The sequence below is a fragment of the Pseudomonas sp. IT-P218 genome (assembly GCF_949767605.1).
Classification (GTDB): domain Bacteria; phylum Pseudomonadota; class Gammaproteobacteria; order Pseudomonadales; family Pseudomonadaceae; genus Aquipseudomonas; species Aquipseudomonas putida_AE.
Genome location: NZ_CATKQQ010000031.1, coordinates 1 through 20,814 on the forward strand (window position 1 = coordinate 1; position 20,814 = coordinate 20,814).

The 20,814-nt window shown below is 60.4% G+C and carries 17 protein-coding genes; 12 read left to right on the forward strand and 5 right to left on the reverse strand.

Annotation, left to right across the window (positions count from 1 at the left end; all coding sequences use genetic code 11):
- Nucleotides 1-123: 123 nt before the first annotated feature.
- The 3 genes from galE to ACM6I6_RS17480 all read right to left on the reverse strand — a co-directional run bounded on the left by galE (nucleotide 124) and on the right by ACM6I6_RS17480 (nucleotide 5,347).
- Complete coding sequence (gene galE / locus ACM6I6_RS17470; protein WP_323609369.1) at nucleotides 124-1,101, reverse strand: UDP-glucose 4-epimerase GalE; 978 nt, start codon at nucleotides 1,099-1,101, stop codon at nucleotides 124-126.
- Nucleotides 1,102-1,184: 83 nt separating this feature from the next.
- On the reverse strand, nucleotides 1,185-3,815 hold the full coding sequence (locus ACM6I6_RS17475) for a glycosyl hydrolase family 5 (protein ID WP_414920317.1): 2,631 nt from the start codon (nucleotides 3,813-3,815) through the stop codon (nucleotides 1,185-1,187).
- A gap of 5 nt (nucleotides 3,816-3,820) precedes the next feature.
- Nucleotides 3,821-5,347 (reverse strand): O-antigen ligase family protein, encoded by a 1,527-nt coding sequence (locus ACM6I6_RS17480; RefSeq protein WP_274076137.1) that lies wholly within the window; start codon nucleotides 5,345-5,347, stop codon nucleotides 3,821-3,823.
- 104 nt (nucleotides 5,348-5,451) lie between these two features.
- On the opposite strand from ACM6I6_RS17480, the gene ACM6I6_RS17485 reads away from it, so the two are divergent.
- From ACM6I6_RS17485 to ACM6I6_RS17540, 12 genes are all read left to right on the forward strand, one after another.
- A complete protein-coding gene (locus tag ACM6I6_RS17485; RefSeq protein ID WP_274076138.1) occupies nucleotides 5,452-6,834 on the forward strand; it encodes an oligosaccharide flippase family protein in 1,383 nt (460 codons plus the stop codon).
- Between the two features lie 263 nt (nucleotides 6,835-7,097).
- Nucleotides 7,098-8,579 (forward strand): FAD-dependent oxidoreductase, encoded by a 1,482-nt coding sequence (locus ACM6I6_RS17490; protein ID WP_274076139.1) that lies wholly within the window; start codon nucleotides 7,098-7,100, stop codon nucleotides 8,577-8,579.
- Nucleotides 8,580-8,675: 96 nt separating this feature from the next.
- On the forward strand, nucleotides 8,676-9,293 hold the full coding sequence (locus ACM6I6_RS17495) for an acyltransferase (protein ID WP_274076140.1): 618 nt from the start codon (nucleotides 8,676-8,678) through the stop codon (nucleotides 9,291-9,293).
- Complete coding sequence (locus ACM6I6_RS17500) at nucleotides 9,286-10,242, forward strand: glycosyltransferase family 2 protein (protein ID WP_323609365.1); 957 nt, start codon at nucleotides 9,286-9,288, stop codon at nucleotides 10,240-10,242. Before ACM6I6_RS17495 ends, ACM6I6_RS17500 begins: the two co-directional genes overlap by 8 nt.
- 8 nt (nucleotides 10,243-10,250) lie before the next feature.
- Complete coding sequence (locus tag ACM6I6_RS17505; RefSeq protein WP_274076142.1) at nucleotides 10,251-10,775, forward strand: serine O-acetyltransferase; 525 nt, start codon at nucleotides 10,251-10,253, stop codon at nucleotides 10,773-10,775.
- Nucleotides 10,772-11,755: a glycosyltransferase gene (locus ACM6I6_RS17510; protein WP_274076143.1), complete on the forward strand. Its 984-nt coding sequence runs from the start codon at nucleotides 10,772-10,774 to the stop codon at nucleotides 11,753-11,755. The genes ACM6I6_RS17505 and ACM6I6_RS17510 overlap by 4 nt, the downstream gene beginning before the upstream one ends.
- A 7-nt stretch (nucleotides 11,756-11,762) precedes the next feature.
- Complete coding sequence (locus tag ACM6I6_RS17515; protein WP_323609364.1) at nucleotides 11,763-12,686, forward strand: DUF535 family protein; 924 nt, start codon at nucleotides 11,763-11,765, stop codon at nucleotides 12,684-12,686.
- 69 nt (nucleotides 12,687-12,755) lie between these two features.
- The gene (locus ACM6I6_RS17520; protein WP_274076145.1) at nucleotides 12,756-13,958 is read left to right on the forward strand and encodes a glycosyltransferase family 4 protein; all 1,203 of its coding nucleotides are present in this window, start codon (nucleotides 12,756-12,758) and stop codon (nucleotides 13,956-13,958) included.
- Nucleotides 13,955-15,142: a glycosyltransferase family 2 protein gene (locus ACM6I6_RS17525; RefSeq protein WP_323609363.1), complete on the forward strand. Its 1,188-nt coding sequence runs from the start codon at nucleotides 13,955-13,957 to the stop codon at nucleotides 15,140-15,142. The genes ACM6I6_RS17520 and ACM6I6_RS17525 overlap by 4 nt, the downstream gene beginning before the upstream one ends.
- Nucleotides 15,142-15,885, forward strand: a complete 744-nt coding sequence (locus tag ACM6I6_RS17530; protein ID WP_414920318.1) for a WecB/TagA/CpsF family glycosyltransferase — start codon at nucleotides 15,142-15,144, stop codon at nucleotides 15,883-15,885. Before ACM6I6_RS17525 ends, ACM6I6_RS17530 begins: the two co-directional genes overlap by 1 nt.
- 241 nt (nucleotides 15,886-16,126) lie before the next feature.
- On the forward strand, nucleotides 16,127-17,272 hold the full coding sequence (locus tag ACM6I6_RS17535; RefSeq protein WP_274076148.1) for a hypothetical protein: 1,146 nt from the start codon (nucleotides 16,127-16,129) through the stop codon (nucleotides 17,270-17,272).
- 66 nt (nucleotides 17,273-17,338) lie between these two features.
- Entirely contained in the window at nucleotides 17,339-18,451 is a 1,113-nt protein-coding gene (locus tag ACM6I6_RS17540) for a glycosyltransferase 61 family protein (protein WP_323609361.1), read from the forward strand.
- A gap of 71 nt (nucleotides 18,452-18,522) precedes the next feature.
- Here ACM6I6_RS17540 and ACM6I6_RS17545 read toward each other — a convergent pair whose 3' ends face one another.
- Both ACM6I6_RS17545 and ACM6I6_RS17550 read right to left on the reverse strand, forming a co-directional pair.
- Nucleotides 18,523-19,947 (reverse strand): undecaprenyl-phosphate glucose phosphotransferase, encoded by a 1,425-nt coding sequence (locus tag ACM6I6_RS17545; RefSeq protein ID WP_323609360.1) that lies wholly within the window; start codon nucleotides 19,945-19,947, stop codon nucleotides 18,523-18,525.
- Between the two features lie 340 nt (nucleotides 19,948-20,287).
- A complete protein-coding gene (locus ACM6I6_RS17550; protein WP_274076151.1) occupies nucleotides 20,288-20,809 on the reverse strand; it encodes a cytochrome C in 522 nt (173 codons plus the stop codon).
- Nucleotides 20,810-20,814 lie beyond the last annotated feature (5 nt).

The following is a 20,814-nucleotide window of genomic DNA, read 5'->3' on the forward strand; positions in this document are numbered from 1 at the left end:
GCCGATCCCCTGTAGCTGGCTTGTCGGGTCGCCGCATCGCAGCGAAGGCGTCCTTGAAGCCGACTCATCCCTCACGGGTGTACCCGGACCTACTGTCCCACCGCAGCAACCCCAGCAGTACATTCAGTGCCACGGATACTTCTTCTCCCACTCCCACGCATGCGCCACGATCTGTTCCAGTGTGGCATATCGCGGTTGCCAGCCCAGCAAGCTCTTGGCCCGTCGAGCATCCGCCACCAGCCGTGGCGGGTCGCCAGCGCGGCGGGGCGCTTCACTGATGTAGATGTCCCGGCCAGTCACGCGGCGTGCCGTGTCGATCACTTGCTGCACCGAGAAACCCTGGCCATTGCCAAGGTTGAAAGCCGTGCTGGCCCCCCCCGCCAACAAATAGTCCACCGCCTGCGCGTGAGCGGCCACCAGGTCGACAACGTGGACGTAGTCGCGAATACAGGTGCCGTCCGGCGTGTCGTAGTCAAAGCCAAAGACAGTAATGGTCTTGCGCCGCCCGGAGGCTGCCTGCAGGACCAGCGGCAGCAGGTGGGTCTCAGGTTCGTGGCGTTCGCCCAACTGCCCCTCAGGGTCTGCGCCGGCAGCGTTGAAGTAGCGCAGGCAAACCGACCTGAGCCCGTAGGCGCGGTCGAAATCTTCCAGCACCTGCTCCACCATCCACTTGCTGCGACCGTAGGGGTTGATCGCGGCCTTGGGGTGCGCTTCATCGATTGGCACATACGCCGGGTCGCCATAGACGGCGGCGGTGGAGGAGAAGATGAAGTGCTTGACCTCGGCGCGAACCATCGCCTTGAGCAGCGTCAGGGTCGCCGCCAGGTTGTTCTGGTAATACTTGGCCGGCTCCGTGACGGACTCACCCACCTGGATGAAGGAGGCGAAGTGGAACACCGCATCGAAGCGGTGGGTGCCGAACAGCGTGTCCAGGGCCTGGGCGTCGGCGATGTCGAGTTCGACCAGTGTCCCGCCCAGCACCGCGCTGCGGTAGCCGGTGGAAAAGTTGTCCGCCACCACCAGTTCGTGCCCCGCGCCAAGGAGCTGCTTGACCATGTGCGAACCGATGTAGCCTGCGCCGCCTATCACCAGGAATTTCATGCCGCTCTCCTTGATATCGATGCGGTGTCAGCGCGAGGCGGCCGACCCGTCCTTTAAAAGACCTTTGCTGTCACTTGAGACTGTCACTCGCTTGCGATGCTCGCTTGGGATGCTTTTTTCAGGAACAACCAATTGGACGCCTGCAGGCCGTCGAACTTGATCGTGTAGCGCCCATCCTGGTAAGTGGCCGGCAGTTTCCCAGGTCGTCCTCCGGGGCCGCCCTGGGTGTACAGGGTCAATCCCGCCGGGGCCTGGAGGGTCAGGGTGCCCTCCAGAGGCTCCACGTAAAATGGCGTCTTGTCGCCGTCCTTGGGGATGGCCCGGGTGCCCAGGGAAATCAGCAGGTCAGCGGACTTGCCGACGGGCGCGCCGTCCAGGCTTTGCACGACAACGCTGGCGTAGGCGGTCTTGATCTGTACCTGGATATTGCCCAACTTGATCGACTCACCGCCTATCCAGCCGGTGGCCGCCTGGGTGCGGGGCGTATCGATGGTGTAGATGCCTTGTTTCCAGTTGCGCTTGAGCTCACCGGTGTCCGTGGTGGACTCGGTGGCCGAGGCGTCCAGTAGCGACTTTGCCGGGTCATGAAACACCTGGGCGTTACTGGCGATGACGCCCGGTTGCAACCAGGGCAGTTGCGGCGTCCGGGGCATGGCGATCTGCAGTTTGCCTTTCTCCATGGCGGTGCGCAGCAGGGCCGAGTTGGCCGGTGTAATGCTTTGGTTGAACAGGGTCTCTGGCGTCGGCGCGAAGACATAGGTGGTCCTGGCTTCGTGAACGTCGGCGCGACGATAAAGCAAGGCGGCGGCGGGCAGGGTGGCCAGCATGGCCGGGTCGTTATAGGCGTGCCAGTTGCCCGCCGACATCCCTTGCTCGGAGAGCCCTTCCTGGCTATAGGCATATTGCATCAGCGCGTCCCAGCCCTGATGGCTGGCCGTGCCGGCCACATAGAGTGGCAGCGAGTGACGGTCGGCGATCGGGAAGGGCTCGTTGTTCCACTCAGTGACGGTCAGGGGTTTGCCGACGACCTGGCCGGCGCCAATCCAGTCCACCAGGCTGGCGCTGGTCAGCGGGTTTTTCTCCAGCGACCCCGGGCCCCCGTAGATATGCACGTCGACCACGTCTCCGGCGGTCAGGGCCGGCAGGGCGCTGAGGCCGTTGCCGCCCCAGCTGCTGGTGGTGGCAATCGGCACTTTCACGCCGGTCTCGCGCAGGGAAGCGATCATGTCGACGTTGAAGCGCCGTTCCAGGTCATTGAGAAACAGCTTGGCGGGGCCAGGCTCCCAGGATCGCCAGGTCTGGTCTTGCGACAGGTCGTGCTGTTTGGCAAAGGCCTTGGCCGCGTTCATGTACAGCTCGGTGTGCCGGGGTACTGATTTGTCGGGCAACAGGGCGTTGCCATAGTGTTGGGTGATGTCGTTTTCGTTGGTGATCAGCACCGCGGCAATCGCCGGATCGTCCTTGTAGGCAAGGCCGGTATAGCTGTTGACGTGGCTCAGGTAATCCCTGGCAAAGTGTTTCATGGCCTGCTGGATTGTGACGTTTACGTAGGCGTAGCCCTTGAGGTCGGCGATGCCATACTGGCTCTTCGGCAATTCATCGAAGCCAAAGATGTTGTCGTTCGCCCAGAGGGCTCGTTCGACGTGCATGTCGAGCCAGACATAGATGCCCTCGTCCTTCAGGCTCTTGATCCACAAATCGAGCTTCTTCAGCGATTCTTCGTTCAGGTGCTGGGTATCGTGCACGACCCTGCCGTCACCGAAGATGTTGGGCAAGACCCACGGCGAGTCATGGTGGTGCAGTCGCACCAGATTGAACCCCAGGGCCGAGAGGCGCTTGGCCTGCAGCTTGATCGCATCGTCCGGCGTGCGAAACAGCGTATAGGCCGAGAGGTTGGTGCCCCAGAAGCGCGCCGGGGTGTTGTCGGCAAACAGCAGTTGCTCGCCGACCGCCTTGACGAAGCCACGCTTGCCCGCAGGCTTTTCCTGGGCATTGAGAAAGGACAGGTCGACCGGCGCGGTCTTCCAGTCCAGCCGGTCGCTCGGCCAGCTCTTCGGGTCCGCGACGCCGAAGCGCTCGGCGGCGGTTGGCCCCAGCGCCACATCGCCGGACACGCTAAAGGTGGCCTTGACGGTTTTTCGACCGGGCTTGATCCGGTCCTTGTAGAAGAACGCCCGCACCTGGGACTTATCACCCGGTTCGAAATACACACTTTCCAGCGCGGGCTCAAAAAGCATCTCCATGCGCCGCCCCTGGGCATTGCCCCAGGACCAGCCACGGTTGCCGGGCAGCAACACCGGCACGCCCATTTCTTCGGCAAGGGCCGGGTCGAAATTGAAGACGATGCCGCCGCCCATCACGTTCGACTTCACGCTGCGGGCATTGAGGACCAGGTCCATGCTCAACGTCTGCTGGCCTTCCTTGCGAATCTGCCCGGTCGCGTCGAAATCCAGCCTTTGGCTCTTGCCTTCCATGGCGTAGACATAGGGCGAGATCACCTTGAGCGAGGGGGTAAAGTCCGCCCAGTCCCAGTTGCTTCCCCAAAACACGAATTGAGAGGCCATGGCAGGGCTGCCGCCGCGCGTGACCTGGGGCAGGCCGCTGCGCTCATCGACGCTGACGACCCACTCCGCCGCTCGGGTGCCGGACGGCCAGATGACAAGAAACAGGAGAAAGACTGATAGCAGAGGCATGCGGTGAACAAAACACGTCATGAGCGTTACCAGGTCTGTTGAAGGGCACTCTTGCTGCTTGCAGTCTCCGCGCGCTTGAGCCTGCGCGCCATCTGAGCATAGGACACGCCCAGCCCGGCCACCGACCAATACACCACGGGGATGACCGTGATGCTACTGACGGTGATGATGGTTATCAGAATCCCGGCCAGGGTCGCCAGCAGCGCCCGTCCCAATCGTCGTGACTCATCATCCTTGTTGGGGTACGAACGCATCGCCTTGCGGATGCCGAGCACAATGGTGGCGAAAAACGCCACGAACAGCGTGAGCCCGATCAAGCCCATTTGCAGGGCGATGCCGATATAGGTGTTGACGATGTCGATGATGCCCTGGCCCTGGATCAGTGACTGCATTTCCGGAGTGCTGCGGTAATCGAAGGATCCCAGCCATGGATTACGCTGGATGACGATCACCGAGTTATCGATCAGCCGTTGACGGTAAGTGATGTTCTCGGCTTCTACCGAGCCGATGAAGGGCAGCAGATCAATGATTTTTTGTCCGCCGGGCACAATGGCCAGCAGCGGCAGGGCGAGTACGGCGGCGACTCCGAGCAGCATCAGGCGCCTGACCGCATAACGGCCGGTGCCGATGAACATGATGATCATGACCGCGGCACCGATCCACGGGCCGCGCGACAGCGGCGCAAACAAGCCACCGGCGAGCAGCAGGGCGCCGAGCCGTCGTTGCAGTTTGCTGCGCACGCCCTCCTGCAGGAACAGGTAAAAGCCGATGGCCACGGCAATCACATAGCCCAGGGCGATGGCCTGGCCCGTGGTGACGCTGGCGCGCAGCGAGCCGCCACGGCTGAGATAGGTGGAGATTTCCCATTGCACGCCCATGGCGTAGGTCAGCGCGTTGTAAAGCAGCCAGCGGCGGGAAAATTCGAACAGACCGATCAGCGACAGCACCATGGCAGCGAGTAAAAAGCCCAGCATTACGTCCTTGAAGTCGCTGACATTCTTCACGGCTCGACTGGCCACGTAGTAAGGCAGGAAAACGTCGAGGAACAGATAGAGCGATTGGCGCAGGGTGTCTGTGGGCGTGGTCTGGCGCAGGAAAAGAGCGGACGTCAGGAGCAGATAGGCCAACAGGAGCTTGTCCGGCCAGGTGCGCCCGAAGGGCAGGGTGTCTGGTCGCCTGCGCAACGCCAGGAAAGCCGGGAGCAGTATGCACAGTGACAGTAGCCGTACATGGTTCAGGTCAAACAGATAGTTGATCAGGCCGAAGCCGGGGACCTGCGCCGAGGCGGGTGGAATGAGAAACAACAGCAGGAAAAATAACGCCATGGGGTTGCGTTCGCGCTGCCGCGACACCGTCAGGATGATGGCGGTAACGCCCGCATACACCCAGAAACTGTGGGAAAAAAAGGCCACCAGCGTCAAGGCAAACCAGAGGTTGCGCCGCCGCGTGAAATCACTGTGAGGGATCAGGTCTGCCGCCGGTCGCCGTGCAAAAGCGAAGACGATACCGGCAAGGACCAGGATGACGACTAACGCGCGAAAGTGCTCAGGCATGGGCTACCGATTTATTTGATGAGTGAGCGATGGCTAATGGCTAGTGCTTTGCCTAATAGCGACTATAGTACCTTTCGAGTCATCCAATACCGGGGATTGATGTTATGCCTTCAGTTCACATATCGCCATCGTTTGGCCTTCGTCGTAAAGCGATATCTGCTGGGGCATGGAACCTCGGGGCGCTGGTCACCTCTCAAGCGATTCGCCTGGGTGGCAACCTGGTGATGACCCGTCTGCTGATGCCGGAAATGTTCGGCATCATCGCCATCGCCACCACCGTCTTGTTCGTCCTGCACCTGCTGTCCGACGTGGGGTTGCGGCAGAACATCCTGCAGAGCACGCGGGGCGACGACCCGGAGTTTCTCAATACCCTGTGGACCGTGCAGATCGTGCGCGGCTTTGTGCTGTTCGCCTTGACGCTGCTTCTCGCCGCCGCGGCCTGGTATTCGCAAGCCATCGATTTCTGGTCGCACAACTCCACCTATGCCTCACCGCAATTGCCGGCGGTGCTGGCCTGGACCGGCGTTACCGCGATCATCTACGGGTTCCAGTCGACAAAAGTCGACCTGGCCGTTCGCGCTTTCCAGCAAAAGAAAGTGGTGATCGCCGAGTTCGCTTCCCAGGTCGTCGGCTTGCTGGCGATGCTGGTCATCGGTTATTTCACCCATTCCATCTGGTCGCTGGTGGCTGCCGGGCTGATCACCGCGCTGGTCAGCACGCTGCTTGGGCACTACTGGTTCGAGGGGCCGTCCAACAGCCTGCGCTGGGAACGCGCAGCGCTCGACGAACTGGTGGTCTTCGGTCGCTGGATCCTGTTGTCTTCGGCCGTGGGCGTACTGTCCATGCAGGGCGACCGGATCATTTTCGGCGGCAGCATGACAGTCACCGAAATGGGCGTGTATTCCATTGCCGTGCTGATCCTCGGCGCGGTCCAGACCGGTGTACTGAAAGTGGTCGGGGCCGTGGCCCTGCCGGCCTTCGGTGAGGCCGCGAGAACCAATGACTTCGATCGTCTGCGCCGGTTGTATTTCAAATTCAAGATGCTGGTCGACGTTGCGCTGCTGTTTCTGTGCGGGCTGTTCTGGGTCACCAGTCCATTGATCATCAGCATTTTGTACGATGAGCGTTACCACGATGCCGGCAAGATGATGGCCATTCTGTCGACGTCGTTTTTCATGATGCGCTACATCGTGGCCAACCAGATCTGGATCGCCCTGGGGCTCACCAAATACCAAGCCATCGACAACATCATTCGTGTCGTTTCGTTATGGGTGGTGGTGCCGGTATTGCTGGCTATCGGTGGCGTCGAATACGCGATCTGGGGGGTCGCGCTGCATACATTGCCTACCCTGGTGCTGGTTGTGTATGTCAATCGTCGCGTGGGTATCCTCGATATCAAGCGCGAGCTGATGGTGTTGCCTATGCTGGTGGTAGGCGCCTTGTGTGGCGAGTTGGTGCTGGTCGTTTTCCGCTGGCTGTTCGGTTGAACCGGTTGGCCGGGAATGTTGAAGCACCCTTGAAATCTGCGATGCAATCTCGATCCCATGGAGCTGTGAGTGATGAGTGAACGCGTGTTGAATAACTCTGCCATCAGTCGCAGAGGACTCATTCGGGCATTTGCCCTGTTAAGCCTGGGGGGGCTGGTAGTGAAATTTTCCGGGTTTGGGGCCCGGTCTCCTGCAGGAAAATCGGAGTTTGTCGTGATCAACGGGTGGGTGTTACCTGCCGCGCATTTCCGGTAACTGCACCTATGATCAAAGACTACCAAACGCAGAAAGACCTGCGCGATCACTATGATTTCTGCATCGTTGGCGCAGGCCCGGCCGGCATCACGCTGGCCTTGCGTTTGGCTGGCAATGGCTGGCGCGTCGTGCTTCTGGAGGGTGGGGGCCGCGAATATGCCCCGTATTCACAAAGCCTCTACAAGACATCGTCCACGGGGCTTGAGGCCTACACGGAAGAAACCCGCCTGCGCTACCTGGGCGGCACCTCCAACCATTGGGCCGGGCGTTGCCGACCCTTGGTGCCTTCGGACTTTACCCTCGCCCCGCAGGGGGATCTGCCCGGCTGGCCCATCGCGTTTTCCGAGATGGAGCGCAATCTGCCAGCGGCCATGGCCATTCTGGACCTGCCACTGGACTCGGGGTTCAAGACCGTCAACGCGGCCTTCAACAGCGACGAATTCGAAGCCGACCGTTTCCTGCTCAGCCCGCCGACGCGGTTTGCCCAGAAATATGCCAAGGAACTTGACGAGACCGAGGGCCTGGACGTCTTCATCAACTGCAATTGTGTCGACCTGGATTTCGACAAGGACACTGGCCGTATCGTCGCCGTTGTCGTGTCCGATTACGAACGCAACCAGGAGCGCATCTCGGCCAAGCAATTCATCCTGGCCACCGGCGCGATCGAGAATGCCAGGCAGCTGCTCAACAGCCAGTCATTGGCCGCCGCCGGCGTGGTCACCGAGGATGGCATGGTCGGTCGATGCTTCATGGAACACCTGAACATCGCACTGGGTAACTTCATCCTCAACGACGGTGAAAGCAGGGAATCCAGGCAGTTCTTCACCAAGGATGCCTTTGTGATCGAGCATCATTCCGGCAAAGGCAATGTCACCGCTTCCCTGGTGTCGCACGTGGAAACCTATGGGCGCATGGCGGCCATCAAGGGCTTTTTCGAGAATCTGGCCTGCAAGGCTGGCGTGGCGCACAAGATCGAGTTCATTGCCAAGTTCAACTGTCCCGGTGACGGGGAACTCGCGACGATGATCGAGCAGTTTCCCAACCGCAAGAGTCGCCTCTCATTGACTGAAGAGCGCGATGAACTGGGGATGAGAAAGGTCAACCTCAACTGGGAGCTCGCCCCCGAAGACCGCGAGACCATTAAAAGCATCGGCCTGGAGGTGGCCAAGTGTTTTGCCGAAGAGGGGCTTGGCTATGTCAAGCTGGACGAAGCGGTCTATGACGTTTCCTTGCCGCTGAGGGTCGGGCCGCATGCCCATCACATGGGCACGACCCGGATGGCGACTTCCCCGGAATTCGGGGTGGTTGATCAGAACTGCAAAGTGTTCGGCACCAACAATCTGTACGTCACCGGCAGCAGTGTTTTTGCCACGGCCGGCGCGAGCAATCCAACCATGCCGCTGTTGCAGCTGACGCTGCGGCTGGCGGACTACCTCAACCATCAAATGGGTCCTGCGCAGGGCAGATATTCTTCAGTGGAACAGTCTTAGGGAGAGCAACCAAAGCAGGGTGCCACTACAACAACAACCATGGTGCATCTGGTCTTGGTACCGATGTGAAACGCTGAAATTTGTGAGGCTGACAGGATGATTGGGCTAGCAAAGCGTGCAATACGTTACTACGTAAACAAAACGGGTCGGGGCAAGGGGCTATTCAAGAAGTTTTGCCACCCCACCGGCTATGAATGGGCAGATTACCTGGCGCGCTGGGGAGGCATATATTCGGTCGGCAAGGGCGTGTGGATCAATCCCGGTTGCAACATCCCCGACCCTTCGCTGTTGCGCATTGGCAACAACGTCGGCTTGTCCGATTGCACGATATTCGGGCACGACGGACTCATTGGCGTATTCGAGATCAGCGCGGGTAAACAGCTCGACTCCGTCGGTGCGGTCGATATATTCGACAACTGCTTTATCGGTTATCAGTCCATCATCATGCCGGGTCGCAAAATCGGTCCGAATTCAATCGTCGCCGCCGGTGCCGTCGTCACCCGGGATGTTCCGCCCGGTGTCGTGGTGGGGGGGAACCCGGCGAAGGTGCTCTGCACCGTTGAGGACCTGATCAAGAAAATCGAAGAGCGTTGCGAAGACTATCCGTGGATGGAACTCATCCGCCAGCGCGGCACTCACTTCGACCCGGATTACGAGCCCAAGCTCAAGGCCATGAGAGCGCAGTACTTCTTCGGCGAGAAAGCCAATGAGTAGCGCGCCCCTGGATGTGCTCGTGGTCAACTACAACACGGCGGGCCTGTTGCAGCCGATGTTCAATGCACTGCGCCAGTCCAAGCGTGCCGATCCGGCGCGCTACCTGGTGGTGGACAACGCCTCGGCGGACAATTCGCTGGATTGCCTGGGCGATATTTGCCCAGAGGCCGTGCTGCTGGCCAATAAAGACAATGTCGGCTTTGGCCGGGCCAATAATCAATTGGTCGAACACCTGCAGGGCAAGTACGCGTTGCTGCTCAACACCGACGCATTCGTCTCCGACGACACCTTGGCCAAGACCCTGGAGTACATGGAGACCCATCCCGATTGCGGAATCCTCGGTGTACGCCTGGTCGGTCGGGACGGAGAAATGCAGCCATCCTGCCGCTATTTTCCGACGCCGTTGAATGTGTTCCTCGTGACGGCCGGGCTCGAACGGTTTTTCCCGTGGGTGAAACTGGTCGACGACCTGGAGTGGGATCATGCCTCGGTGCGTGAGTGTGACTGGGTGCCAGGCTGCTATTACCTGATCCGCCGTGAAGTGATCGACAAGGTCGGCTTGTTCGACCCGCGCTATTTCCTCTACTACGAGGAAGTCGATCACTGCCGGCGCGTCAAGCAGGCGGGGTGGAAGGTGGTCTACTACCCCCACACGACGGTGGTACATATTGGTGGCGAGAGTGCCAAGTCGGTCGACAAGCTGAACATGGACGGTCGCCAGCTGCAGACGCTGCAAATCGAAAGCGAGCTGTTGTACTTCCGCAAGCATCACGGTTTATCGGGGCTGGCGTTTCACATGCTACTGGTGTGCCTGTGTGACCTGATCCTGGGGCTCAAGGCCTTGTTGAAAGGTCGCGGCCGGGCTGCCATCAAGGCCTGTTGGCAACATACACGGGTGACCTGGGCGCTGCTGCGCAAAACCAGACTCGGTAGCCAACCCACACGGTAGGACAGTCCATGTTCGATAACATACGTGCGGACTTGCGAGCATACGAGGGTGACTGGGGCGCCCAGGGTTTCTGGGTGATGCTGGTGTATCGCTTCGGGCGCTGGCGCTATGGTGTGCGCCCGGCGCCGTTGCGCAAATTGCTGTCGTTCATCTACAAAGTGCTCTTCAAGCTGGTGCAGATCGTGACGGGTATCGAGCTGCCGTGTGAAGTGGTGGTCGGGCGCAACTTCGTCATCGATCATTTCGGCGGCATCGTGATCAGTGGTTACGCACAGTTTGGCGATGACTGCCGGATCCGCAATGGCGTGGTCGTGGGACTGAAGAACGTGAACGAGCCGATTGCTCCGGTGATGGGCAACAACGTCGATATCGGCACCGGCGCCAAGGTGCTGGGCAACATCCGCATTGGCAACAATGTGGTGATCGGTGCCAATGCCGTGGTGTTGACCGACGTACCGGACAACTCGGTGGCCGTCGGTGTGCCGGCGACGATCAAGCAGCGCAAGCTCGTCGATGCCGGGGAATACTCATGACCACGACGACGGGGGTGGGCGTCGTTGTCATCGGTCGCAATGAAGGCCAGCGCCTTGAGCGTTGCCTGGCGTCGCTGGTCGGCGCGGCGCAGCAGATCGTCTATGTCGACTCCGGGTCGACCGACGGCTCGGTGCAGATGGCGCAGAGGCTGGGCGTCGAGGTGGTCGAGCTGGACATGAACATTGCCTTCACCGCGGCCCGGGCGCGCAATGAAGGGTTTGCCCGCTTGCAACGCTTGTTGCCGTCGATGCGTCATGTGCAGTTCGTCGATGGCGATTGTGAAGTGGTCGCCAGTTGGTTGCCCCATGCCCAGGCCTTTCTGGATGCGCAGCCCGAGGTGGCGGTGGTGTGCGGGCGGCGCCGCGAACGATTTCCCCAGCGCTCCATTTATAACCTGATGTGCGATCTCGAATGGGATACGCCGACCGGTGCGACCAGCGCCTGTGGTGGCGATGCCCTGATGCGCGCGGACGCCTTCGCCACCGCGGGCGGGTACCGGCCGGACCTGATTGCCGGGGAAGAGCCGGAGCTCTGTGTGCGCCTGCGAGCCAAGGGCTGGAAGGTCTGGCGCTTGCCTGCGGAAATGACCTTGCACGATGCGAGCATGACCCGTTTCGGCCAGTGGTGGCGGCGTACCCTGCGCGGCGGTTATGCCTTTGCCGAGGGCGCGTTTCTACATGGCGGCGCGCCGGAGCGCCATTGGCGCCGCGAGTCGCGCCGTGCCTGGTTCTGGGGCCTGGGCGTGCCGCTGGTTACGCTGATTGCCACGCTGATACTCGGTTGGCCGGGGCTGCTGGTGCTGCTGGTCTATCCCCTGCAGGTCGCGCGCCTGGCCCGGCGCGGCGCAGGCCCGGCGCGGCAAAACTGGCTGCTGGCGTTCTTCCTCGTACTGGGCAAATTTCCCGAGATGGTCGGGCAGGTCAAGTTTCTTTTGAACAGGTTCGGTGCCGGCAAATCCGCACTGATCGAATACAAGTGAGACTTCGATGGACTATTGGTTGATCGTCAAAAGCGTCTTCTCCGTGCACGCTGGCTACTCCCTGAGGGCATTGAAGAACAAACTCAAGTTCCTGCTGTTGGTGGCCAGGAACCGGACCGAGCTGGACCTGTTTTTCGGGCGCATGTCCAACGCGCTGGGCAGTACCGGTATCGAAAAACTCGGCGGCGATGCCCTGGGTGTCGTGCACTGGCCCTACATCAGCAAAAGCTGGGGCGCCCAGGACAAACTGGGGGTCATGGCCTCGCACTACGAGGTGGTCAGCAAGAGCTGCCCGCAATTGCTGCTGTTCGGTCGCGACGACAGCCTGGTCCTGAGCGATCTGACGGCCTGGTCGCCAGGTTGCACCCTGGTGCTGGACCGCCCGTTCTGGTTCATGCGGGAGGGCGAACTGGTGCTGAACCTGTTCCAGGGCGATCTGCGCATCGCCTCGATCGCCTTCACCTTGTGTTTAACGGACGATGAGCTGTGCATCTTTATCGGCGCCGTCCAGGGCATCCATAAAGGCATCGAGAGCGACAGGTCGCTGGCCATCTACCGGGATGTCACCAAGGACTTCGAAGGCTTGCGTCCCCGGAGCTTCCTGATTGAAGTGACCAAGTACATTGCCGGCAATATCGGTGTCGGCAAGATCTACGCGGTGGGGGACGTCTATCGTCACCATCGCCACCCTTATTTTGGTGCGCACAAAGCCCAGGAGCTGGCCGCCAATTATGATTCGATCTGGCTCGAACACGGGGCGACCCCCTCGGAGCGCGAAGACTTCTTCGAAATTCCCATGGCCTCGTCCAGAAAGCCGCTGGACACCATTGCCTCAAAAAAACGCGCCATGTATCGCCGGCGCTATGAGCTGCTGGACGATGCCTTTGCCCAGGTCGACAAGGTGCTGACAGGCAGCTACGCAGTGCATTGACGTGACCGGTTACTGGACTACTGTGGGGGGACCTGCAGTAACAAATTCGACGACAAAAGCCGGGTGCCCATGCGTATCGCTTACTTCATCAATCAATACCCGAAGGTCAGCCATAGCTTCATTCGTCGCGAGATCCTGGCGCTGGAACGCCAGGGCTTTGAGGTACAACGCATCGCGCTGCGAGGCTGGGATGCCGAGTTGGTGGACGCCGAGGACGAGTCCGAGCGCAGCAAGACCCAGTATGTGCTGGAGGGCGGCGTCAAGGCACTGTTGAAACCGGCGCTCGAGGTGTTGCGCGCCCAGCCGAAACGGTTTTTTTCGACGTTGTGGCTGGCGTTGCGCATGGGCCAGCGCGCCGATCGATCCTGGCCGTACCATCTGGTCTATTTGCTCGAAGCGTGCCGCGTCCTGGCGTGGATGCAGGCATTCGGCGCCCGGCATGTGCACGCCCATTTCGGCACCAACTCGACCGAAGTGGTGATGCTGGCCAACGCCCTTGGCGGGCCGGCGTACAGTTTTACCGTGCATGGCCCGGAAGAGTTCGACAAGCCGCAGTTCATTCATCTGGGCGAGAAAGTCCGGCGCTCGGCGTTTGTCGCGGCCATCAGCGCCTATGGGCGAAGCCAGCTGTATCGTTGGGTCGACCACGCGCACTGGGCTCGGGTCAAGGTCGTGCATTGTGGCCTGGAGCGGGCCTTTCACGACGTGCCGGCGGTGGCGGTGCCGTCCGCGCCGCGGTTGGTCTGCGTGGGGCGCCTGTGTGAACAGAAGGGCCAGTTGTTGTTGCTGGAGGCCGCGCGCCGCTTGGCTGAGCAAGGCGTGGCGTTCGAGCTGGTCCTGGCCGGCGACGGCGAAATGCGCCCGCAGATCGAAGAACTGATCACCCGGCATGGCTTGCAATCCCATGTGCGAATCACCGGCTGGATCAGCAGCGAGCAGGTGCGCACGGAAATTCTCGCCGCGCGGGCCCTGGTGCTGCCGAGCTTCGCCGAAGGCTTGCCGGTGGTCATCATGGAAGCCATGGCGTTGCGCCGCCCGGTGCTGACCACCTATGTCGCGGGCATTCCAGAACTGGTACGCCAGGGCGAGAACGGCTGGCTGTTTCCCGCAGGCGCGGTGGACGAGTTGACGGCGGCACTGGCGGACTGCCTCGCGCAACCAGTCGAAGTGTTGCAGCGAATGGGCGAGGCGGCTTACCAGCGCGTGCTCGAGCGCCACGATATCGATACCGAAGCGACCAAGTTGGCTCATCTGTTCAAGGCGCAAGCATGATCACATTCCTCAATTGGCTACTGGGCGTACCGCTGGCAATCCTCCTCCTGCCGGTGCTGGTGCTGTTCGTGCAGGTGCTGCTGGCGGGCTTGCCGGTGCGAGCGTCGGCACTGGCGCGACGCCCGCGACCGCGGGTGGCGGTGCTGGTGCCGGCGCACAATGAGTCCTCGATCATCACGGCCACCCTGGATTCCCTGCGCCCGCAACTGCTGGAGGGCGACCGCCTGCTGGTGGTGGCGGACAACTGTTCCGACGACACCGCGGCGACGGCTCGCGCGGCGGGCGCCGAGGTGGTGGAACGCAGCAACGATCAACAGCGTGGCAAGGGCTATGCGCTGGATTTTGGCGCGCGTCATCTGGCCAGCGATGCGCCGGACGTCTTGATCATTGTCGATGCCGATTGCCAGGTCAGCGAGGGCTTCATCGAGCGCCTGGCCATCCGCTGCATCGACTCCGGGCGGCCAACCCAGGCCCTTGACTTGATGCGTGCGCCGCCGGGTTCCGGGTTGAAGGTGCAGATCGCCGAGTTTGCCTGGTGCGTGAAAAACAAGGCACGCCCGCTGGGCTGGGCCCGGCTGGGATTGCCCTGCCAACTGATGGGCACCGGCATGGCGTTCGTCTGGCGCGACCTGCCCTTGATCACGCTGGCCAGTGGTCACATCGTCGAAGACCTGAAAATGGGCCTGGATTTCTGTCGTGGCGGCAAGCCGCCGTTGTTTTGCCCCGACGCCCTGGTGACCAGCTATTTCCCCCGCAGTGACGAAGGCCTCACGACCCAGCGCACGCGCTGGGAGCACGGCCACCTGGGGGTGATCCTGGGAGACGCGCCAAAATTGCTCGGTGAGTCGATTGCCCGGGGCAACTTCAACCTGCTGGCCATGACCCTGGACCTGCTGGTGCCGCCGCTGGCCTTGCTCACATTGTTGCTGGGCGCGGCGTTTACCTTGTCCTGGCTGGTGTTCTTCCTGTTCGGCGCCTGGCTGCCGGCCTTGATCGCTTCGCTCGGGGTGGCCCTCTTGATGGTGACCATCCTGCTGGCGTGGAGCCGGTTCGGTCGCGACATCATCGCCTTTTCCGCGTTGCTCTATGCGCCGTTCTACGCGCTGAAGAAAATTCCCCTGTACCTGGGCTTCCTGGTTAAACGCCAGGTTGAATGGGTGCGGTCCAAGCGAGACGACTCCTGATGCGCGCTTTGACCTGGCAGCACAACTGGCAAACGATCATCCAGTCACTCAGGGTCATCAGCGACGCAGATGAACAGCAGCGCCTGATCGAGACGTTAACCAGGCCGCAAGCGGCGACGGTGCTGGGGTTCGTCAATGCCCATGCGATGAACCTGATCGCCAGGGACAATAGCTACTACCAGGCACTGTCGGCCGCCGACGTGTTGCTGCGCGATGGCTCCGGCATGTCCATCCTGTTTCGCCGAATGGGCCGGGTGCCGGGGCTGAACATGAACGGCACGGACTTGATCCCCAAGTTGCTGGGGGCGTACAAGGGACGGCGCGTGGCCTTGTGGGGCACGCAGGAACCTTTCCTGGCCAATGCGGCCAGGCATTGCGAGGCGGCGTGGGCGGTCAATGTGGTGTCTGCCCACCATGGTTTCGCCGAGGTGCAGACCTACCTCGACCTGGCCCGGCAACATCAGCCGGAACTGGTGGTACTGGGCATGGGCATGCCCAAGCAGGAAGTCGTTGCGGCCAGGCTGGCGGCCAGCGGCGTGCCGTGCCTGATCGTGTGTGGCGGGGCGATCCTGGACTTTCTCGGCGGCAAGGTGAGTCGCGCTCCGCAATGGATGCGTGGCCTGGGTTGCGAATGGGTGTTCAGGCTGGCCAGTGAGCCCAGGCGCCTGTTCAGTCGATACGTAGTCGGTAACCCAATGTTCATCTTGAGGACGCTTGCCTGCACGGCACCGACTGGCGGGTAAGTCGGGGGCCAATATATACAGGGTCGGCGCTGCAATATCTTGCAAAACTCTGGCACAGCATCTTTACTGCTCATATACGCGACGACTTGCTGGCGCGGTCGGGACTTGTGTCGTAATTAGTGAAAAAAACGACGAAAGTTTGACGTCAACCGCCACCGTATCGAAGCCTGGGTTGCAGTGTCTTATTCCTTGATTCGAACTTTCGAATAATCTTTCCTTAATTAATTAGTGTTAATACCAAATGAAAGAATATGTGAAGGCACTGTTGCGTCAGTTGATTACGCCGTCGGTACGCTTTGAACTGAGGAAAGCTCATGCCTGGCTGCGCGATATTGCCGGTCGAGCCTGTTTCTGGCGCTGGGAATTTGTCAGGTTCAAGCTGCGCGAAGAGAGCGCTTACGACATTTTCTATGTGGGGCGCAAAGCCCAGCGCGACTTTGTGAAAGTTCTAATGGGCGCTGAACCTCAGGTCGCCAATCAGCAAGTTGAACCGGATAAATCGGGTCGAACGGTATTTGTCAGTGAAATACCGACGCCGGGCGCACTCTGTGTACCGCAGTATCTTAGCGCTGTTGTACCCCTGGGCAGATCGATCGAGGATATAACCGCCAGATACAACTCCGAATTGCGCCGCAATCTTCGCAAGAACCGCCTGCGCTATCGCCTGAAACAGGCGTTGAACGATGACGAAATCGAAAGCGCCGACCAGGGCATGCTGCAACCCTATGCCAGCGCCAGGCATGGCACGTCCGCTTCGCAAATCGAGCAGCAGGAAGTGCGCCGGGTGGCGAAAACCGCCGCCGGGCGCCTGGATCTGGTGCTGCTGGAGGACGAAGTCGTCGCCTGTCACCTTGGCTGCGTGATCACCCGCGCGGGCAAGCGCTACTGGAGCACGATCCGTTTCGGCTACCCGGAAACGGTCTACTCGGATGCGAAGAAGCTGCGCGAGATCAACTCCATCACCACCTTCATGGCGCTGGAATGGGCCTTGGAAAACGGCTTTGACTATTACGATATCGGCACGTGCCTGGCGCGTCCGGACGATGGCTTGCTGGAGTGGAAAAGAAGGCGCGGCGGCGATGTCGATACGCTGAACAACCACGGCTATCTATTTGTCCGGTTGCCAAAAGTGGGCGTCGCGCAATTTCTCTGGGAAACCCCTCTGTTTGCCGTAGAGGGTAAAAAACTGACCTTGCATCTGGGTTTGCCGGATGGGCCGAGCGATGAGGAAATCGCCGAGCGTTATCGTGAAATGGGTTTTGGTGGGCTCTCCAGGGTCTATCTGCATTGCGCCAAGGCGCCACCGGAAAAACTGCTCGAGACCCTACGCGGTCGCTACAGTCATCTGAAATCGCCCCCTGCCATGGAAAGCCTGATGTGCAACTGAACCTGACGTCGAGCAAGCGATGACAAGCGTTATTGGTAGTTAAACGTATTCAGAGTGGTAATCCTTATGTCGCAATCGAACCTGTTGGTGAGCGGCGCTGGGGCGAAATGGAGTTTTGCTGCGTACAAACACATGTTCAAAGAGAAACTTGCCAGGAAACCGCCGCTGGATCTGCAAAGTGTCGCGGTGAAAACCTGGGAAATGGCCCCAGCGGATGCATCGGTCGCGCCGCCTGCGTTTTACCTGCCCAACCAGCTTGAGCGGGTGACAGGATGGCAGTTTTATCCCTTCGAGCATCCCCGTCGCACCATGGAGGGCAACGGTCTTGTCCAGCACGGCCCGACACGCGCGTTTCTGCTCAAGGACGCCTGGTTGATCGACGGCGCGCTGTACAAAGGTGATGCCAAAACCTGGTTATCGCCCAGGTCCGGGTGGTTGCCGAAGGTTCGCATAGAAAACGAAATCGATCGCGGGGCGATGTATTGCACCGTGGGTGGGAACAAGTGGTTTGGCTCGTGGATGGTGGATGACTGTATCACCTATCCAATGGCCGCCCAGGAGGGCATCCCGGTCACCACGTCGCTCGCTGAAACCTCCATTTCCGCCGCCAGGCACGGGATACTTCACGCGCCGGGTTATGAAGACTGGCTGGGGATGAATCCGGTTCGTGTGCGCAATGCGTTTTTTCGCGAGCTGGTGATCTTTGACGACATCAGTCACAACCGTCATAAGCACCTGCGATTTCGCGCAATGTCTGAAAAGTTGCTGTCCCATGTCGATGCCAGTTCTCACCCAGGCGTATTCGTCCTGCGGGGCAACAAGGGCGAGTTGCGTTTGTTGCGCAATGAACTGGAGCTGGCCGAACGTCTGCGTGAGCGCCGGGGGTTTCGCATCATTGACCCGTCCAAGTGCGATGTACCGACCATCGTCGCGGCCTGTGCCGGGGCCAGGACAGTGATCGGCATCGAAGGCAGTCAGCTCATACATGGCGTCAATCTACTGCAGCCCGGCGGTTCGCTGCTGATCCTGCAACCGCCTGATCGTTTCGTCTGCTTCTTCAAGTACCTGACGGATCGCGATCAGCAGAACTTCGGTTTTGTGGTGGGTACCCCGGACGGCGAAGGTTTCCGCATCGACCCCGACGAGGTTGAGCGCACGCTCGATCTGTTCCCGGCCTGAACCCCTGTCTCGTTTGTAACCCGGTAGCGCTGATAACCAGCGCTACTCGAGGTTATGCATCCATGACGCAACTAGTAGGCATGCTTGCCCGAGAAGGCGGTCACCGTGCGGGCAAGAATGACGAAGTCGAGCCACAGCGACCAGTTGTTGATGTATTCGATGTCAGAATCGACCCGACGGATCATCTGCTCGATATCCTTGGTTTCACCCCGGTAGCCGCGCACCTGGGCCAGGCCGGTGATGCCGGGCTTGATGTTGTGGCGCGCAAAGTAGTCGGCGATGTCGGGTGAATATTGCGCATCGTGCTGGATGGCATGGGGACGAGGCCCGACCAGGGACATTTCGCCCATCAGCACATTGAACAGCTGCGGCAGTTCGTCCAGGCTGGTCTTGCGAATGAAGGCGCCGACCCGGGTCATGCGCGGATCGTTCTTTTGCGCTTGCTTGACCACGCCGTCTTCAGGCTGGTGGACCTTCATGCTGCGAAACTTCCAGATGCGAAAGGGCCCGCCACTCCAGCCCATCCGTTGTTGGCGGAAGAACACCGGCCCCGGGCTGTCGAGCTTGATCGCAATGGCGACGATGGCCAGCACCGGCGCGGCAAACAGCAGGATGAGAAAGGCCAGCACGCGGTCTTCCAGGTTCTTGAGCAGCAGGCGCATGCCCATCAGTGGCGTTTCGGACAAGGTCAGCACGGGAATGCCGGCAATCTCGCGAACGCTGTGATTGATCAGGCGCAGGGAAAAGATGTCCGGCACCCAGTTGACCGAGATGTGCTTGTCGAACAACTTCAGATACACATCCTTGATCACCTGCGAACCGTCCAGTGGCGTGACGAAGTAGACGGTGCGAATGGAATGTTGCGCGACCAGGTCATCAAGGTCGGACAAATTGCCCAGTATCGCCAGGCGGTTGGGGTTCTCCGAGCCATCCTTGCCATGGTCATCGGCCGCTCCGATCAGTACGGAGCCGACGACCCGTTCACCCAGCCAGGGATTGTTACTGATTTTCTGGTGGAGGAAGTCGGCCAGTTCTCCCGAGCCAATGATCAGCGCGTTGTCCCGTTGGGTGGGATGCGCCAGGAACTTCTTTTGCAGTTCACGCGTCCCGAGGTGCAACAGCAACTGGGCAAAATAGCCAATGACGAACAACTCACCGACCAATAGTCGTGAGTAGGTTTCGCTTTGTTTCGTAAGAAAGGCCATGGCGACGAGAAAACAAAAGGCGGCGGTCCATGCCTTGAACAGTTTGAAGGCCTTGATGGCGAACCCGACGTTGCTTCGATAGATGGCGTAGTGGTCGTACACGACGGCCAACGCCCCCAGCAACAGCAGGACCATGATCACATAGGCCTGGGTGATGTAGCCGATGTGATAATCAATCAGGTACCACGCGACACCGGTGACAGCCAGGCTATCGAGGCCGGCCTGGATAAAGATACTGGTGCTGCTTCTTCGCTGGAGTACGGAACGGCTACTGCTCGGCTCAAAAATCATGATCAGATCCCATTTTTGCTACCCCCTCGCGCCCAACAGGAACGCGATCCAGGTCAAAACTACCCTCGTTTCAGAGCTTTAGCCTCAGCGGCAAGCTACTTATAGTCGAGAAATCCACCCTCCACCGAAAATCCCGAGGCAGGGGAGAATGCGGGTCCCGTGCTATCACTTTAGCAGCACTGTGGATTCATTCACGTTATGGACGAAGTTTAGTCGGGAGCAGTGATGCAGGCGCCGGCTGGCCTGCTTTTCGGGTATCTGGACGACCATCGGTCGCAAGGGGATTATTCGGGCAGGCGCGAAGGCCTGGGCCCCGGTTGTGTCAATGCGTTCGCTGCTGTCAGTTGTTCATCCCGTCTTCGATGGCGATGCCTTGAGCGCGCATCCTGTCGATCAGTTCGGCGCGGGTGCCCGGCAGATTGAGCATGGTCTTGGCGCGCAGCGCCGCCACTTCGTCGGCACTGTAGGGCTGGTAGTCGGCGGGTCTGCTTTTGCCGGCCATGCCATCCTCGCGCATCAGCCAGTTGAGCAGGTCAGCCAGCTGCGCGTTGTTCAACGCCGATTGCGACATGCCTGGCACGCGCACGAGGAATTCACGGCCGCCCGGCACTTTCAGGAAGTTGCCGACAAACCCGGTCATTCTCGGCGTGTCATTGGCCGCCGAGCCCATGCCGTTGCCCAGGTGGCAACCGGCGCATTGCAGCTGGTAGTTCACGCCCACGCTGTAGCCGGCTTCGGCGATGGGCTTTTGCAGTTCTTCGTTGCCAGGTGCGTGACGCTGCGTCGGGTCCGGGATGGCCCGGGCATGGACGAGCGGGGCGCTCAGGGCGCAGACGAGACCGAGGACCAGCAACTTGCGCATAGATG